14 protein-coding genes are annotated in these 15,737 nt (G+C 39.9%); all 14 read left to right on the top strand.

Going from position 1 to position 15,737, the window contains the following annotated elements:
• Nucleotides 1-59 precede the first annotated feature (59 nt).
• The 14 genes from fliW (at nucleotide 60) to secA (ending at nucleotide 15,617) form a co-directional block, all read left to right on the top strand.
• Nucleotides 60-524: a flagellar assembly protein FliW gene (gene fliW / locus AB4124_RS12570; protein ID WP_441973082.1), complete on the top strand. Its 465-nt coding sequence runs from the start codon at nucleotides 60-62 to the stop codon at nucleotides 522-524.
• Nucleotides 502-738: a carbon storage regulator CsrA gene (gene csrA, locus AB4124_RS12565; RefSeq protein ID WP_441973081.1), complete on the top strand. Its 237-nt coding sequence runs from the start codon at nucleotides 502-504 to the stop codon at nucleotides 736-738. The genes fliW and csrA overlap by 23 nt, the downstream gene beginning before the upstream one ends.
• 161 nt (nucleotides 739-899) lie before the next feature.
• Nucleotides 900-1,742 (top strand): flagellin N-terminal helical domain-containing protein, encoded by an 843-nt coding sequence (locus AB4124_RS12560; RefSeq protein WP_441973080.1) that lies wholly within the window; start codon nucleotides 900-902, stop codon nucleotides 1,740-1,742.
• 67 nt (nucleotides 1,743-1,809) lie between these two features.
• A complete protein-coding gene (locus AB4124_RS12555; RefSeq protein ID WP_441973079.1) occupies nucleotides 1,810-2,160 on the top strand; it encodes a flagellar protein FlaG in 351 nt (116 codons plus the stop codon).
• A gap of 14 nt (nucleotides 2,161-2,174) precedes the next feature.
• Nucleotides 2,175-3,638 carry a flagellar filament capping protein FliD gene (gene fliD / locus AB4124_RS12550; RefSeq protein ID WP_441973078.1) on the top strand — a complete coding sequence of 488 codons (1,464 nt, stop codon included), beginning with the start codon at nucleotides 2,175-2,177 and terminating at the stop codon, nucleotides 3,636-3,638.
• Nucleotides 3,639-3,669: 31 nt separating this feature from the next.
• Nucleotides 3,670-4,056 (top strand): flagellar export chaperone FliS, encoded by a 387-nt coding sequence (fliS, locus tag AB4124_RS12545; protein ID WP_441973077.1) that lies wholly within the window; start codon nucleotides 3,670-3,672, stop codon nucleotides 4,054-4,056.
• Nucleotides 4,053-4,373, top strand: a complete 321-nt coding sequence (locus AB4124_RS12540) for a hypothetical protein (protein WP_441973076.1) — start codon at nucleotides 4,053-4,055, stop codon at nucleotides 4,371-4,373. The genes fliS and AB4124_RS12540 overlap by 4 nt, the downstream gene beginning before the upstream one ends.
• A gap of 28 nt (nucleotides 4,374-4,401) precedes the next feature.
• The gene (locus AB4124_RS12535) at nucleotides 4,402-7,557 is read left to right on the top strand and encodes an IPT/TIG domain-containing protein (RefSeq protein ID WP_441973075.1); all 3,156 of its coding nucleotides are present in this window, start codon (nucleotides 4,402-4,404) and stop codon (nucleotides 7,555-7,557) included.
• Nucleotides 7,558-7,686: 129 nt separating this feature from the next.
• A complete protein-coding gene (fliB, locus tag AB4124_RS12530; protein WP_441973074.1) occupies nucleotides 7,687-8,943 on the top strand; it encodes a flagellin lysine-N-methylase in 1,257 nt (418 codons plus the stop codon).
• Entirely contained in the window at nucleotides 8,940-10,040 is a 1,101-nt protein-coding gene (locus tag AB4124_RS12525) for a glycosyltransferase (RefSeq protein ID WP_441973073.1), read from the top strand. The genes fliB and AB4124_RS12525 overlap by 4 nt, the downstream gene beginning before the upstream one ends.
• Before the next feature lie 669 nt (nucleotides 10,041-10,709).
• The gene (locus AB4124_RS12520) at nucleotides 10,710-11,102 is read left to right on the top strand and encodes a fibronectin type III domain-containing protein (RefSeq protein WP_441973072.1); all 393 of its coding nucleotides are present in this window, start codon (nucleotides 10,710-10,712) and stop codon (nucleotides 11,100-11,102) included.
• Nucleotides 11,103-11,426: 324 nt separating this feature from the next.
• Nucleotides 11,427-11,624 carry a cold shock domain-containing protein gene (locus tag AB4124_RS12515; RefSeq protein WP_009594275.1) on the top strand — a complete coding sequence of 66 codons (198 nt, stop codon included), beginning with the start codon at nucleotides 11,427-11,429 and terminating at the stop codon, nucleotides 11,622-11,624.
• Between the two features lie 198 nt (nucleotides 11,625-11,822).
• A complete protein-coding gene (hpf, locus tag AB4124_RS12510) occupies nucleotides 11,823-12,389 on the top strand; it encodes a ribosome hibernation-promoting factor, HPF/YfiA family (RefSeq protein ID WP_076324023.1) in 567 nt (188 codons plus the stop codon).
• Between the two features lie 714 nt (nucleotides 12,390-13,103).
• Complete coding sequence (gene secA, locus AB4124_RS12505) at nucleotides 13,104-15,617, top strand: preprotein translocase subunit SecA (RefSeq protein WP_441973071.1); 2,514 nt, start codon at nucleotides 13,104-13,106, stop codon at nucleotides 15,615-15,617.
• Nucleotides 15,618-15,737 lie beyond the last annotated feature (120 nt).

Raw genomic sequence — 15,737 nt, 5'->3', positions numbered from 1 at the left:
CTATAATGAACCTAAAGTTCATTATAGCTATTGCTATTTTTGAACTAGGAGGAATAAAAATGATTGTGAATACAAAAAGATTTGGTGAAATAAAGTTAATAGATAATGAGAAACAAATCATAGCTTTTATAAGTCCAATACTAGGATTCTCTTACTTATCAAGGTATATACTCATTCAAGAGGAATCAGGACCGTTTGAATATCTTCAATCTATGGATGATGAAGATTTGACATTTGTCGTAGTAGATCCATTTATGTTTTTCTCCGATTATGAATTTCAACTTGATTCACATTGGATTGATGTTTTAGGTATTAAAAATGATCAGGATGTCAATGTCAAAGTCATTGTTACGGTAAGATCTGTAAACGATATAACATGTAACCTTAAGGCTCCGCTCTTAATAAACGAACAAAATAATCTGGCAGCTCAGGTTGTTTTAGATAATGGAAGATATTCCACTCGACACTCACTAGGAGTTAAGGTGAAAGGAGAGAGTGAGCATGTTGATTCTATCGAGAAGTAAAGGCCAAAAGATTATTATTAATGATAGTATAGTACTTTCTGTAATAGAAGTAAGTGGCGATCAGGTCAGAATCGGGTTAGAAGCTCCTTCTAATGTAACGATATACAGAGAAGAAATCTATGATGCGATACAACGCCAAAACAAAGAGGCCATAGAAATTAATGATGATGTTCATTCGATTCTACAAAATATTAGATCACCTCTGAAAAAATAATAAAAAAAGTTACAGTTTGCTATAAACAAATATAATATCATGCCGATAACTATAATATGGGTCGAAAGGCATGGTAGTGACGGCCGCATGCTATGTCTCGATCACAAATAGGGTGAAGCAAGGATGCTAATCACCAACACATTCCAAGGAGGAATTTTATCATGCGTATTAACCACAATATCAGTTCTTACAACACTCAGCGTCAGTTGACATTCAACAATAATAGCTCTGCTAAGAACTTGGAGAAGCTTTCTTCCGGTTACCGTATCAACCGTGCTGCTGATGACGCTGCTGGATTGGCAATTTCGGAAAAAATGCGTAACCAAGTTCGTGGTTTAGAGCAAGCGAGCCGCAACGCATTGGATGGTATTTCTATGATCCAAGTGGCAGAAGGTGCTCTTAATGAGACTCATTCCATGTTGCAACGTATGGGCGAACTGTTTACTCAAGCAGCCAATGAAACATTGACTACTTCGGATGCTAAGAAAATCCAAGATGAAATTGGACAATTAACTGAACAAATTGATAGCATCGCTACTCAAACTAAATTCAATGGTAGAGAACTGTTGACCACCGCTGTTGATGCTAAAGACTTGGAGTTCCAAGTTGGAGCTAACGAAGGTGATACTATAACTCTGACATTGAAATCCGCACAAGTTGCTGATCTGACAATTAAAGATTTGAAAGATCTTACAACGATCACTGACGCAGATCAATTGAATGATGAAGTGAAAGTGAACTTGACTAAAGTTCAAAAAACTATCGATGAAGTTTCCGAGATTCGTTCAGGCCTTGGCGCCGTTCAGAACCGTCTGGAACATACGGTTAACAATTTGGGTACAACAGCTGAAAACCTTCAAGCAGCAGAATCTCGTATCCGTGACGTAGATATGGCTAAAGAAATGAGCGATTTCACTAAAAACAACATCCTTACTCAAGCTGCTACAGCAATGTTGGCGCAAGCTAACCAACAACCACAAGGTATCTTGCAACTGCTTAGATAATTTTAGTCGTATGAGGCCGGCCGGATAATCCGGCCGGTTTTTCTATATTTATCCTAAGGAGAGCTAAATGATGAAAGTAGGTAATGATGCTTTTGCACTTTCTTTCATTCAGGATCGAGTACCAGTGTCAACAGGAGTAGAAAAGGTAGCATTGCTTACACCAATACATCAAGATCGTACCCAGATTCGCATGAGTGAAAAAGGATTTGAGGAATTAATAACAAATGCTAACAAGGCTTTAAAAGATAATAATACTGAATTAAAAGTTTCCTTTCATGAAGGAACAAATCAAATGATGATTAAGGTTATCAATTCAGATACCCATGAGGTAATCAAGGAAATACCGCCTGAAAAGTTAGTAGATCTAATATATAACCTCTGTGAGCTTGCGGGTATTTTTACTGATTATAAAATATAAGGAGGTGCATTTGAATGCCAATGAGGATAACCGGGATGGCATCTTCTGGTCTGGATATTGACAAGATTGTAACTGATTTAATGAGAGCAGAAAAATTACCTGCGCAAAAATTATACCAGAAGAAACAAACATTAATTTGGTCACGGGATGAATATCGTAACGTAAATAAAACACTTTCTCAGTTAACGAATGCTGCTGATAAACTTAGATTTTCATCTAATTTCTCTAAATTAGGTGCATCTTCAAGTAATGAGTCGGTTGTGAGTGCTACAGTGAAGTCGGGTGCCAAAGCAGCATCCTATAGTATTCAGGTTAACAAGCTTGCTACCTCTGCAACATTAATAGGAGATGAGCTACCTGTCGGTACGAAATTTGATGAAACAATATTGGCTAATGGGACAATTACAGTCTCAAACGGAACCACAGATAAGAATATTGAATTAGGATCAAAGACTGTAAAATCAGTGCTCAATGAGATCAATAATTCTGGGTTAGGTGTACGAGCTAGTTATGATACTAAGAATAATAGGATTACTTTTGTATCAGAGACTATGGGAGAAAAATCCGAAATTAAATTGACCGGTGATACCGCTGTATTAGGCTTTTCAAGTGGAGTCATAAATAAAGGGGATAATGCAGAAGTACTTGTAAATGGACAATCAGTATCCATAGCAAGTAATAGCTTGGACCTTGATGGGGTTTCGCTTACACTAAAAGGGGTATCCTCAAGTCCTGTTGTTGTAAATGTATCAAAGGATATTTCTGCTGTTAAAAACACGATAATGGAGTTTGTAAATCTTTATAATGATACTATAGATAAACTCCGTAGCAAATCGTCGGAATCATTATTTAGAGACTATAAACCCTTGACAGATGAAGAAAAATCAGGAATGACCGATAAGCAAATCGAACTCTGGGAGTCTAAGGCAAAAAGTGGATTGTTGAGAAATGATGGTATCATAGAAGAGACTATCTACTCGCTTCGAAATGCCTTGGCTCAGGGACTTGAAACATCAGGTGCTTTTAAATCATTAAGTGATGTGGGTATTAACTTCAAATCCTTTATGGATGGTGGGATTAGTGAGCTTGGCAAGTTGAAAGTGGATGAAGCTAAGTTAGAACAAGCGATTAAGGATCATCCTGATGATATAGTAACTTTATTTACCCAATCACCTGTTGCTGATAAAACAAATCCTAAAGATCGCTTTGCCCAGACAGGATTTGCAGATCGTATATATCAGACATTACAAAACCAAAGTTCAAAGATATCAAAGAAGATAGGTAATGGAACTAACAGTGAAGCAGTCGATAACAGTTATTATGGTAATCTTTTGAAAGATCTTAACTCTAAAATTTTATCGATGGATGATAGGTTGGAGAGAGTAGAAACACGTTATTATAAACAGTTCACAGCAATGGAAAAGGCTATTCAGAAACTAAACAGCCAAGGTTCATGGTTATCTCAACAAATGGGGTAATTGATTAAGCTATATATTGAGGAGAATAACAATGATAAAGCAGAATTATCAACTTCAATATCAGAAAGTAAAGGTAGAGACTGCAAGTCCAGGTGAGCTTACTCTTATTTTATATGAGGAGTTGTATCGTAGATTAAACTTATCTAAACATCAATTTGTGAATAGCGATCTCGATCAATGTAGAGAGAATTTGTTTCGTTCTCGAGCTATTATCTTGGAACTCATAGTTACCCTCAATATGGAGTATGATTTATCTAATCAATTATACCAGCTATATGATTACTATTTAAGAAGAGTGAACGAATTTATCGTTAGTCATGAATTAGAAGTAATCGATGAAGTTATAGAGTTTGCAAAAGGTATGGTAACTACTTGGAAACAGGCCCTACAAATTGTTAAAAGCGAGTCCGGGCAATGATGGAGCATTCAGCGCTGGAAATCTTAAGACAGGTTAAAGGTCTATATGAGAAACATATCAATAGTTTTAATGTCAGTTCTTATATGGGGGATATGGAGAAGATTGAGGCGCTTTTTCAAAAGTTAAATCATAAGGATATTTCAGATGAAGTTGATGATTTAGACGAGTGGAAGACTCTTTGTTCTCAGGTATATGAGTTGAATGTCAAATTAACTGATATAATTTCTCTGAAAAAGGTAGCAATGAATCGATCAAGAAATGTGAGTTATCCTGTTAGGAATAACTATGATGCTTTCTATATCGATCAAAAAGGATGAAGTGTTTATAATGATTAGGAGGGCTTATATGAATCATAAACGTTGGTTCATCAGTTTGCTTGCAATGATTATTTTTGTTACTGGTATGGCAATTGAACCACTAACAACATATGCGGCTGATAATTATGTAACAGTAACAAAAACTGTATCCCCAACGAAGATATTGGAAGGGGAAGAAGTTGAAGTAAAACTCAATATAACGGGCACTCCCCCTGTTAACGTGGTGTTGCCTAATGATGTCGTGCTTATAATTGATAAATCAGGTAGTATGGGTACAGAAAAAATGGAGCACGCCAAAAGTGCTGCAAAGGGTTTTATAGATCTAATGGATTTTTCTAAGCATCGAGTGGGAATAGTTGATTACAGTGATGCATCAAATTCATTTGATTTAACTACTGACTCTAATGCCGCTAAGAGTTATATCTCTACCATTAATGCCAGGGGAGGTACAGCTACTGGTGACGCCATTACTAAGGCTAGGGAAATGCTACAGAATCATCGTGAAGGTGCGCAACCGGTAATCGTTCTTCTTACTGATGGTGATGCTACAATTCCATCTCCAAATCCTTACCAGTATGCTCTAGATAAAGCCAATGAAGCTAAAGAAGCAAGGATAGTTTTCTATACAATTGCCCTTCTCGGTGCTAATGATAATCCAGATACGAGTGGACCTAATAAACTCTTAATGGATATGGCTACTACTTCACATCATCATCATTTTGTATTGGGATCAGTTGGATTATCCGAGATATATGCTGCAATCGTACGGGAAATTGGACTTGCGAGTGCATATGATGTGGTAGTAAAGGATACGATTTCAAGTAATTTTGAAATCGTACCAGACTCGTATAATCATAATATACCTCGACCGACTATTGAGGGTAATACTTTAACTTGGAAATTTTTAGAGCTCAAGTTAGACACTCTATCTTTCTCCTACAAAATCAGACACAAAACTGGAAGCCCTGTAGGTGTACTTCCTGTTAATGCAACGGGATCAGAAATTACATATAAGGATTACGCTGGTGCATCCAAAAAGACAGCCATACCTAATCCTAATGTTACAGTTAATTACCCTGCTCCAGTTATAACTTCTGTTGCTCCTAATGAGGGTAAGGTAACTGGAGGAAATGAGATTACCATCACAGGAGAACATTTTAGAGAAAATCCTAAGGTTTCATTTGCAGGTACTTTTTCTTCTCAGATACAGTATCTCAGTCCAAACGAGGTTAAGGCAGTTGTTCCACCAGGATATCAAGGTATTGCGGAACTTAAACTTGTTAATACCGATGGACAAACTGCAATTGATAAATATACGTATTATGATGACCCAGTGATCACATTGATTTCACCTAATAATGGACCGCTTGATGGCAACACAACTGTTCAAGTTAGGGGCAGTTCTTTCTTAAAAGATGCTAAAGTAAAATTTGGCGAAAGCTATTCTCCAAAGGTTACGTTTAACCATAGTGGGTATCTCTCTGCAGTGACTCCGGCTGGTGTTAAACCTGGAACAGTCGATGTCATAGTTGAAAATCCCGACGGGAGAAGTGCTAGCTTACCACAGTCATTTACTTACAACGAACTCCCAAAGATGACGGTTACTTCTATTACTCCAGACCAAGGATCCACAAAAGGTGGAGAGACGATAGCAGTCAATGGTACCTTGATTCAACCTGGTACAAAGGTTTTCTTTGGTGACATAGAGGGATCTGATTATAAATATTCTAGTATCGTGAAGATGTTAGTTACAGCGCCTTCCCGAACAGATGCAGGAACAGTCGATATTAGAGTTGAAAGCCCTGATGGCTACTCGGTAATTTTACCTCTTGCTTATACCTATATTGCTCCACCACCGCCACCAGCTCCATCAATCGTAAAAATAACTCCAGCAGAAGGGAAACTTATAGGTGGGGATTCTGTTTTTGTTGATGGATTGAATTTTCAAAATGGTGTAAAAGTATTTTTTAATGATACCGAACTAACGAATGTAACATTTGTTAACGAAACAAGAGTACGAGTTATAACTCCTCAGTGGACGGCACCTGGAAAGGTAAATGTAACGATCGTTAATCCAGATCAACAATCTTCGGTTAAGAATGAGGGTTTTGAATACTTAACCCCACCTTCTGAGCCCGATCCCGTCATAACTTCTATTATACCTGGCAATGGTCCTTTTGTTGGTGGAAATAGAGTATATGTTGATGGGCAAAATTATAAAGATGGAGCAAAGGTATACTTTAATGATCAGGAGATAGAAACTAAGTTTGTTAGTGCAAGCAGATTACAGATTACAGCCCCAGCTGCAACTGTAGAAGGATACGTAAATGTTAAGGTAGTTAATCCAGACCAAAATTCAGCGGAAAAATTGAATGGTTATTCATATGATCCACCAATTATTATTCCGGCACCGGCCATAACGACGATATCTCCAAACTCTGGGTCAAAGGCAGGCAATTATATTATTGATATAAATGGCTCGGATTTTCAAAAGAATGCCAAGGTAATTATTGGATCCATCGAGCTTAATTTATATTCTTATGTTAGTGCTTCTAAAGTTAAGGTTCGTGTACCTGCATCAACAACAGCTGGTCCGGTTGATGTAACGATTATTAACCCTGATGGGCAATCAAATACATTGCCGAATGGCTTTACCTATGAAGAACCACAAATTACAATTAGTAAATTGACCCCATCCAATGGACCATTGGCAGGAAATACTTCGGTGTATGTGGATGGTACGAATTTCGACCCAGCATTGACTGTTTCATTTAATGGTCAGCCTCTAGCATTTACATATGTAAATGCTACTAGGATTCGGATTGTTACACCTCCTGGAACAGTATCCGGAACAGTACCGGTCGTCTTATCGAATCCGTCCGGATTAAATGCTACGGCTCAATTTACTTATGATGCTCCCCCACTAGTACCGGCACCATCTATAACCAAGCTTACAGTAACGAGTGGATCAACAGCTGGCGGTTATATAATGTACATTGATGGATCCGCGTATCAAAACGGTGCTTCTATAGATTTTGGTGGGAATATTATTACTCCGCAATATGTAAATAGTAGCCGTCTAAAGATAACAGTACCTTCATCACCAACACCTGGTATCATTCAGGTTAGTGTCGTAAACCCTGATGGGAAGGTAAGTAACTCGGTAAATTTTGAATATAAATAATTTCTTTGAGTAAGGTATTAGGGGATCTAGTTAGATCCTCTAATACCTTTTTTTATCTACTATAATATTAAGGAATAGATTAGACGATATATGTGTAAAGAAAGCAGTATGTTGTGGGAGGAAAGAGAAATGAAAGAGATTGTTCTAATGCCGACATTCATGAACTCATTTTCATGTATCGGAAGTGCTTGTGAAGATAGCTGCTGTATAGGTTGGCAAGTGACCATAGATAAAAAGACATATAAATCTTATAAAAATATTAAAAATCTGAAGCTTAAAGGAAAACTAGAAAAAGGGGTCAAACGTATAAAAAATGATTCATCCAGCGATTCCAAATATGCTTATTTCAAGATGGTTGAGAATAAGCGATGTCCAATGCTTGAAGAAAACAATTTGTGTTCTATTCAGTTGAATTTAGGAGAATCAATGTTATCTCCAGTATGCTCAACCTATCCTAGAATGTTTAACAAGCGGGATCGTGAATATGAATTATCTGCAAAATTATCTTGCCCGGAGGCAGCACGGCTTGCTCTGTTAAATCCAGAAGGAATATATTTTGAAAGAAAAGAAGAGGAAATCAATGAGCAATGGCAATTGATGAGTAGATTGGCAGGGACTGCGAGTGAGAAATACTCATTTTGGGATGTACGTGAATTTGCGATCGATGTAGTCCAAGACCGCAAAGTTCAATTAAGCGATAGACTGATTTTACTAGGGTTATTTGTAAATAAAATGCAAGAACACGTATCTAAACAACAATTTGAGGCTATTCCATCAATAGTTAAAGAATTTAGATATAAAATGAACGATATAGACTACATGAATAGATTAACTACAATACACGATAATATATCTCTTCAGATACAGACGATCATTAAGTTAATAACGATTCGAAAAAATGCAGGGCTAACTAACGATAGATATATTGAATGCCTAAATGATATGGTTAAAGGGTTTAAACTTGACAACCAGAAAGAATATAAGTATGAAGATCTAGAGGAAACTTACTTATTTAATTATGAAAATTACTTTATGCCATTTTATTTGAAAAATGAGTATATTTTTGAAAATTATGTTGTGAATTATATGTTCGAAAGTATGTTTCCACATCCTAATGGTGGAGATATATTTAAACAGTACAAAAAGATGTCGATAATCTTTTCAATGTTGAAAGTGCATTTTATAGGTATCTCTGGTCACTATAAAGGTTTAAATCAAGATTTAGCGATTAAAATTATACAATCCTTTGTACGGTCAATAGAGCATAATGCCACTTATTTGAATAGTGTCATGGAGATGATGGATTCAAATGGGTTTACTTCATTGGCACATATAGCTTCATTACTGAAAGATAGACAACATATGATGAAGGATCCAGTTTCATGAATAAAGCAAAACTACCAATTTCGGCGTGTATTATTGTTAAAAACGAATGCGAGCATGTCGAAAAATGCATCAAGTCCATACTCCCAGTTGTTGAAGAGATTATAGTTGTGGATACGGGCTCTGAAGATGATACGAAAAAAATTCTTGAAAAGTTGAATATTAAGTTTCATGAATTTAAATGGAATGATGACTTTTCAGCTGCCCGAAATTACTCTTTAAGTTTAGCAACCCAACCGTATATTCTAGTAATTGATGCTGATGAGGTGCTTGAATATCAATCGTTCAATGTACTCAGTGAATACATTTCTAATAAAAGTAGTAATCCAGCAAAAGTGATTTTAAAAAATCATATAGATACAGGCTGTGTTATTTCAGAAGTAATTCGTATTTTTCCAAATAATAAGAAATATAGTTATTCAGGGATAATTCATGAGCAATTGCTGTACTTGGGACAGGAAAATAACCAAATATTTTTTACGGATTTAATTATTCATCATTATGGTTACTCACGCAAGGAGATTGAAAACAAGAAGAAAATTGATAGAAATATAGACTTATTAATAAAACAACTGCTTTCGGAACCTGATTCTCCATATTTGAACTATCAAATGGCACAAACCTTATATGTTAATAAGAAGTATCAGGATGCTATCGATTATTTCGAATCAACGTTAACATTATTAGCAAATGTGCAAGAATTGCCTTCATATTTATCAACTGTGTTTCTTTCATATGGTTATTGCTTATTGTTCCAGAAAGAATTTGAGAGTTTAGATATGTTGATCAATGATGCTATTGAATTTTATCCAGAATATACGGATTTATATTATCTATATGGTGTCTCATTGATAGAGAGAGGGGCCATTGAAAAGTTTCAGGAAATAAAAGAAGTGTTTGAAATGTGTTACGAATTAGGAGAGGTTACGTCTAGAAATTTCGAGACGGTGGAGGGAGTGGGATCATATCGAGCTTTGTATAATCTTGGAGTTTACTATGAAGTTTTAGGTGATCATAACTTGGCGCTAGAACATTATAGGAAGAGTGCAAATTACAATTTCTTACCTGCATTAGATAAAATAAATGAACACTTAGTTTAGAAGATCATCCATCCTTATCCAAAAAAATATATATTAGACTATTAATTTATTTTGATGTCTTTCCGATAATCGAACTGAGGGAAATTATTGTTGTAATGGATGATATTCCCTGAATCAAATTCTATTAGCCTAAATGATCTATTGCCAGATACCAGTGGGCAAGTACGCGTAAGAGCAGTAAATAGCATGGGACAGGGCCCTTGGAGCGATTATATTAATTACAAGACTAAACTCACAACTCCTGTAGTAACCCATGCTGTAACTTCATCGACACTTCAATTTAACTGGGATGCAGTTAATGGTGCAAATTCATATGAGGTTGAGATTGATGGAGTAATGACTTCTGTTGGAAATGCTACCGAGTTTATTATAAATAATGTCGTACCTAACAAAGAGTATATATAAAGTCAGAGCTGTAAGTGCTGGGAATGAAAGTGACTGGTCAGTTGGGCGACACCGGTTGTCACGAAAACAGCTGTCGAGACAGATATTACCTAAAGCTGGGCAGAAATTGCAGGTGCCACAGCATATGAGGTAGAAGCCGATGGCGTGGTGGTAACGGTGACAGGGACTGGATACACCCATACAGGTTTAAATCCAGGGACAGCGCATACGTACAAAGTCAGAGCAAAAAGTGATACGAATGTGAGTGTGTGAGTCCGGTGGTCAATGCCAACACGGTTCCCAAGTAAGCCGGGTGTCATCACCGGAACTGCAACCGGCAACCGAATCGTATTAAGCTGGCCGGCGGTATCGGGAGCAACGAAATATGATGCGGAACGCAAGGGAACGATTGTGGTTTCGCCAACAACGGCGACAGCTACACTGAGCTCTCTTCAACCGGATCAGGATTATACCATTCGTGTTCGTGCAAAGAATGCAGGTGGGGATAGCGAATGGAGTGATCCGTTGACTTTTAGGACTACTTTAAGTGCCCCAACTATTACTGTTACTTCTGGTGTCGGCGAGAATACAATCACCTGGAGTGCAATAGGAAATGCAAGCGAGTATGAACTTGATATCAATGTTCAGTCTTTTAATGTTGGTAATCAACAAACGTAGGTTCTTCATAATCTCGATTATGAGGATCCTTTTTTTATACAAGTTCGAATATATAGAAATGCGTTCGTTTTATAGCAAAAATAACCTTTGCAAAATTCTGTGTTTCACCCCCACCCTCCCTGGGTAAATAACCATAAACCTATTTTGTCCGCAAACTATTTTTGCCCGCCAATTCAGTCCTGAAGCCAAGTCGACATTTTTCCGGTTTTTTTGCAAAAGAAAACCTTTTCTTTGGTAATTGACAGTGGATAAGGCGGGTGCTATAGTCGGAAATGTGGACAATTAGTGTCACACTTTATTTGACAATGAAGGGAATGTTAGTGCATGCAAGGTAAAGTGAAATGGTTCAACGCAGAGAAAGGTTATGGCTTCATCGAGACTGAGGACGGCGGCGACGTATTTGTACACTTCTCCGCGATCCAATCCGAGGGCTTCAAGACTCTGGAAGAAGGACAATCCGTAGAATTCGAGATCGTTGAAGGCGCTCGTGGCCCGCAAGCAGCTAACGTAATCAAATTATAATCATCCCGGCACAGCCGACCTACATAAACGGTATAGATGGTTAACAATTCGAGATTCGCTAGCCCAAGACTCCGGTTTGTCCGGAGTCTTTTTCTGTGCGCCGTTCCCTGAAAAAATATTGTGCTAAAATTCACAACTCTGACTTTTTACATAGCCTTAACAAAATGCTATAATGAAGATGCAAAGGAGGAGTGCCCAATGCAATTCACTATCCGAGGTCAACAAATTGAAGTGACCGATGCTTTGAAGGACTATGTTGACAAGAAGCTCAGCAGGCTAGATAAGTATTTTGATGCACCCCCCACCTCTGAAGGATATGTCACACTGAATGTCATTCGAGGATTGCACACAGTGGAAGTGACCATTCCGCTCACAGGCGTGGTACTGCGTGCGGAAGACCGAAGCGACGATATGTACGCTTCCATTGACGCTGTTGTGGACAAGTTGGAACGTCAGATTCGCAAGCACAAAACCAAGCTGAACCGTAAGATCAGACAAGAGGGCGGATTGAAAACGCTCATTGCGACGAACGGTGCAGCGGCAACCAGTCAGATGGAGGCAGAGCAAGTCGAGTATGACGATGACAGTTACGAAGTTGTCCGTACGAAACGTTTTACCATGAAGCCGATGGACGTGGAAGAAGCGATCCTGCAGATGAACATGGTAGGCCATAATTTCTTCGTATTTTCCAACATTGACACACAGGAAGTAAATGTCGTTTACAAGCGTGATGACGGCAAGTACGGATTGATCGAGCGGGATTAAGCTTAAGCGGCATTCCAAGCGGAATGCAGAAGTAGCTGGACCCGATTCGAATTTTAAAATGGTGAAATGAAATTGAAATGTAAGATGAGCCTTCATCCGTGTAAGCGGGTGGGGCTCTTTATTTGGATATATACGTTTTTGATGCGGTAGGCATCGTAAAGATGGTGGTATTTGATGGTAAACCCATCAGAGTATGTTGAGTAGTGCAACCATTATTTTAATGAGACGACTTATAGGGGACTTCAGGGCCGTTTCTTAAACAGCTCCAGTATAACGTCTTAAGGACTTCCTATATAAGAGGATTCGCGTTCGGTTAGCCATGATTGAACAGCATCACCGGGGCGGAGTCTTTGTTATTTCTGGACAATGGGAGATGAATATTTCACACTTATTTAGATGTGATGTTTTGTTTGTGAAATGAATATAATTCCATTGTTTAAAGCTGGGTAAATGCTCGACGCAACTTTTTTGAGCCTTCCCGCGTCTCATAGAGTAGGGCTTCACGTAACAGACATCTCTTGTGGTAGCACATATTGTTGCGGCATCCCTTACAAACTGTTACAATTTATGCAAACCCTCATTTTATGGGACGGGCTTTTTAGCCTGCATCAAATGGGACCATCATAAGGAATCAATGAATCGATTTCATCATTTAACCCTTTGGCATTTAATGAAGTTGATTCTATCACTTGTTTTGCACGAAAGGGGTTAACCATGCTAGGACTTGTCAAAAAGATTTTCGGCGACACCAACGAGCGTGATGTCAAACGTCTCATGAAGACGGTCGATGTAATCAACAAACTGGAACCGGATTTTGAGAAGCTCTCCGATGAGCAGCTGCAAGCCAAAACCGAAGAGTTCCGTGCACGGATCGAGAAAGGTGAGACGCTGGAGGAATTGCTTCCTGAAGCGTTTGCGACAGTTCGTGAAGCTTCCAGACGGACACTTGGCAAGCGTCACTATGACGTGCAGCTGATTGGAGGAATGGCTCTCCACGAAGGCAGAATTGCAGAGATGAAGACCGGTGAAGGTAAGACCCTTGTAGGTACGCTGCCGGTTTACTTAAATGCCCTGCTTGGCAAAGGTGTTCACGTTGTAACGGTCAATGATTATCTGGCGCAGCGTGATAGCCAAGAGATGGCGCAAATATATAATTTCCTGGGAATGACGGTCGGGGTTAACCTGAGCGGTATGGAACACCCGGATAAACAGCAGGCGTATGCTTGCGATATTACGTATGGTACGAACAATGAGTTCGGCTTTGACTATCTGCGGGACAACATGGTCCTCTACAAAGAGCAGATGGTTCAGCGTCCGCTCTATTTCTGTATCATTGATGAAGTGGACTCCATCCTGGTTGACGAAGCACGTACGCCGCTCATCATCTCGGGACAAGCTCAGAAATCGACGGAGCTGTATTTTGCAGCCGACCGCTTTGTGAAGCGTCTAACTGCGGAAGAGGATTATACGGTAGACATTAAGGTCAAATCCGTGGCCCTAACCGAAAAAGGCGTGGCACTAGCGGAGCGTTCTTTCGGTATCGACAACCTGTATGACCATAACCACGTAACATTGAACCACCACATTGTTCAAGCGCTGAAAGCGAACGTGATCATGCGCCGCGATGTGGATTACGTTGTTACCGACGACGAAGTGGTTATCGTTGACGAATTCACGGGACGTCTGATGGCTGGACGCCGTTATAGCGACGGTCTCCACCAGGCGATTGAAGCGAAGGAAGGCATCGAGGTTCAGAACGAGAGTATGACCCTTGCAACGATCACCTTCCAGAACTACTTCCGGATGTATCGCAAGCTGGCAGGTATGACTGGTACGGCGAAAACCGAGGAAGAAGAATTCAAGAAGATTTATGGTCTTGAAGTGCTGCAAATTCCTACGAACAAACCGAATCAGCGTGTCGACATGCCGGATGTGGTTTACAAGAGCGAAGAGGGCAAGTTTAAGGCGGTTGTAGCGGAGATCGTAGAACGTCACAAAAAGAACCAACCAATTCTGGTAGGTACAGTTTCCATTGAGAACTCCGAGCGTTTATCGGAGCTGCTGAAGCGCAAAGGCGTCCAGCATAAAGTTCTGAATGCGAAGTACCATGCGGAGGAAGCGGAAATCATCTCACGCGCCGGTCAGCCGGGATCGGTAACGATCGCGACAAATATGGCTGGACGCGGTACGGATATTTTGCTTGGTGAAGGCGTACAGGATATTGGCGGACTTCACATTATCGGTACAGAACGTCACGAATCGCGCCGGATCGATAACCAGTTGCGTGGTCGTGCCGGTCGTCAGGGTGACCCGGGGTCAACTCAGTTCTACCTGTCCCTCGGTGATGAGCTGATGAAACGTTTTGGTACAGACAACGTGCTGAATATGATGGACCGTCTTGGTTTTGAAGAAGATCAGCCGATCGAGAGCAAAATGATTACCCGTGCGGTTGAATCCGCGCAGAAGCGGGTAGAAGGCAACAACTTCGACATGCGTAAAGTCGTTCTCCAATATGATGACGTCATGAACCAACAGCGTGAGATCATCTACAAACAGCGCCGCGAGATCTTGGAGTCCCAAGACATTAAGCAAATCGTTGTAGAGATGATTAAGCCGGTCATTGATCGTGTTGTGCAGGCTCACTGCAGCGATGATATTCCGGAGAACTGGGAACTGCAAGAAGTGGCAGACTACGTCAACAGCAAGCTGCTGGACGAAGGTTCCGTCACTCGCGAAGATCTATGGGGCAAAGAAGCAGAAGAGATTACCGAGTATATCTTCGAGCGCGTGATGAAGAAGTACGAACAGCGTGAGCAAGCCATCGGCGAAGAAATGGTACGCGAGTTCGAAAAAGTTATCGTGCTGCGTTCGGTGGACAGCAAGTGGATGGATCATATCGATGCGATGGACCAGTTGCGTCAAGGTATCCACCTCCGTGCATACGGCGGTACCGATCCGCTTCGCGAATACCAATTCGAAGGCTTCGAGATGTTTAATGCCATGATTGCAACAATCCAGGAAGAAGTGGCGACGTACATCATGAAGGCCCAAATCGCAACGAATCAGGAGCGTCAAGCCGTTGTGGACGAGAATAAAGTCTCCACGAACAGCAGCAGCGAACCTGCCGAGAAGCGCCCGGTCCAGGTGGCTGAACAGATCGGCCGGAATGATGCATGTCCTTGCGGCAGCGGCAAGAAGTATAAGCACTGCCATGGACAGAACGCTTAAGCAATCTAGCCAAGTGGCGATGGATAGAAGAAAAGCATCTATCGATGTGTTTTCACAGAAGCAAGACCGCGTTTAGAGGATATTTTTCTTCTTGAGATGATCGAATTTGATCAGCATTAC

The sequence above is a fragment of the Paenibacillus sp. 2KB_20 genome (assembly GCF_052115765.1).
In the GTDB taxonomy this organism is placed as follows: Bacteria; Bacillota; Bacilli; order Paenibacillales; family Paenibacillaceae; genus Paenibacillus_AQ.
The sequence above is the reverse complement of the archived record's forward strand: the minus strand, read 5'-3'. Positions and strand labels throughout refer to the sequence as shown.

Coding starts and splice junctions, on each gene's coding strand:
- AB4124_RS12515 (WP_009594275.1), top strand. CDS start 11,427: ATGCAAGGTAAAGTGAAATGGTTCAACGCAGAGAAAGGTTATGGCTTC.
- AB4124_RS12520 (WP_441973072.1), top strand. CDS start 10,710: ATGCCAACACGGTTCCCAAGTAAGCCGGGTGTCATCACCGGAACTGCA.
- secA (WP_441973071.1), top strand. CDS start 13,104: ATGCTAGGACTTGTCAAAAAGATTTTCGGCGACACCAACGAGCGTGAT.
- csrA (WP_441973081.1), top strand. CDS start 502: ATGTTGATTCTATCGAGAAGTAAAGGCCAAAAGATTATTATTAATGAT.
- fliD (WP_441973078.1), top strand. CDS start 2,175: ATGCCAATGAGGATAACCGGGATGGCATCTTCTGGTCTGGATATTGAC.
- fliS (WP_441973077.1), top strand. CDS start 3,670: ATGATAAAGCAGAATTATCAACTTCAATATCAGAAAGTAAAGGTAGAG.
- AB4124_RS12560 (WP_441973080.1), top strand. CDS start 900: ATGCGTATTAACCACAATATCAGTTCTTACAACACTCAGCGTCAGTTG.
- AB4124_RS12555 (WP_441973079.1), top strand. CDS start 1,810: ATGATGAAAGTAGGTAATGATGCTTTTGCACTTTCTTTCATTCAGGAT.
- fliB (WP_441973074.1), top strand. CDS start 7,687: ATGAAAGAGATTGTTCTAATGCCGACATTCATGAACTCATTTTCATGT.
- AB4124_RS12535 (WP_441973075.1), top strand. CDS start 4,402: ATGAATCATAAACGTTGGTTCATCAGTTTGCTTGCAATGATTATTTTT.
- fliW (WP_441973082.1), top strand. CDS start 60: ATGATTGTGAATACAAAAAGATTTGGTGAAATAAAGTTAATAGATAAT.
- hpf (WP_076324023.1), top strand. CDS start 11,823: ATGCAATTCACTATCCGAGGTCAACAAATTGAAGTGACCGATGCTTTG.
- AB4124_RS12540 (WP_441973076.1), top strand. CDS start 4,053: ATGATGGAGCATTCAGCGCTGGAAATCTTAAGACAGGTTAAAGGTCTA.
- AB4124_RS12525 (WP_441973073.1), top strand. CDS start 8,940: ATGAATAAAGCAAAACTACCAATTTCGGCGTGTATTATTGTTAAAAAC.